Annotated in this window: 2 protein-coding genes; both read right to left on the reverse strand. The window is 46.0% G+C overall.

What is annotated here, in order from left to right:
* Positions 1-867, reverse strand: an 867-nt coding sequence (locus LKK83_RS01110) for a LamG domain-containing protein (RefSeq protein ID WP_324628889.1), incomplete at its 3' end; no start/stop codon positions are given.
* Positions 868-1056: 189 nt separating this feature from the next.
* Positions 1057-1299 (reverse strand): hypothetical protein (locus tag LKK83_RS01115; RefSeq protein WP_324628890.1); only part of this gene is annotated, 243 nt, incomplete at its 5' end.

A 1299-nucleotide genomic window follows, 5' to 3' on the forward strand; every position in this document is an offset into this window, starting at 1 on the left:
GTTGGGATATTTTAGCATTTTTTGGTATTGGTCTGGAAACTGTTTGATTCCTTCTGGGCCGCATTCCGGAATTCCCACTTCCGCTTTTGCAGGCATCCATTTTCCCGATGGCGTAAAGGTATAGGTGACTTCGGCGTTGGCAGCATTGCTAAATTCAAACCCGGTTTCGGAACTGGTTTGCACCTCAAATTCACCCATTTTTTCGTTCAATGGCAGATCGGTGACTTGAACCCAGATGGCGCTGGCAATCGTGCCGTTGTTGCCATTACTCGTTTTGTCTGTGGCTACAGTGCCCGTGTCTTCATCAAAAGGCCAGTATGCCACCAATCCGGGTTCGTTTCCCGCTAAGCGCTGGTTCATCGTGGCTTTAATTTCATCAGCAGAACGAGCGCGATTCCAAATGCGAACCTCCGCCATGTAACCCTTATAATAATCGCGAGGGTATGTCCCATCTAATTGGCGACCCATACAAAGGTTGGTATTGTCTGCGATTGACGTTCCTCCCGCAGGTCCTTTTGCTTTCACTTCCCCATTGATGTAGGTTTTGGCCGTTGTCCCATCATTAGAAATGGCGATATGATTCCATTCCTTCCATGTCACACTTTTGTGGGGCGTATCTGGCGTTCCTGAATCCGTTGATGCAGCGTTATGGAAGCGGTGTAGAATGCAACCTTCGTAGTAGAGCCAGATATTGTAGTTGCGACCGGCTTTACCGACTATTCCGTTCCAAGTTTCATTGGGAACTAGCTCGGGTTTAATCCACACTTCGACTGTGTAATCTTGAATCCGCAAGCTCGTGCTATCGGGAACATTAATCCAGTCATTTACTCCATCAAAACTTAATACGGTCTGGGTTTCGTTTGTCATTTTTTTCCTTGGTATTTTGAATTCAAAAATTGCTTGCAGCCCTATAATACTGCGGAATTGATTCAATCCAAGACTGACTGGGGAATAGGCTATTTAAACGGTTAAGCACCAAAATTGGAGGGGATGAGCTCCTCTAAATAGAGGAAATCGGTACATCCTTTACCCGCTTCCACCGCTCCTTGCCTAACCTTAACTATCCGCCGACCATTTCACGGTTAGGGTGCCAGTATTGTCCCCATAAGTGCCTACTACATCATTGACAAGGAAATTCAATGTTTCACCGGGTTTCAGAGAAATTTTGGTTTCCGGCGCGACTTCCGTAACTTCATTGGTTTTCGGATTAACGGCGAGTAAGGAAAATGCCGTATTGTTGGGATATTTTAGCATTTTTTGGTATTGGTCTGGAAACTGTTTGATTCCTTCTGGGCCGCA

This window comes from Phormidium sp. CCY1219 (genome assembly GCF_035615515.1).
Taxonomy (GTDB): domain Bacteria; phylum Cyanobacteriota; class Cyanobacteriia; order Cyanobacteriales; family Laspinemataceae; genus CCY1219.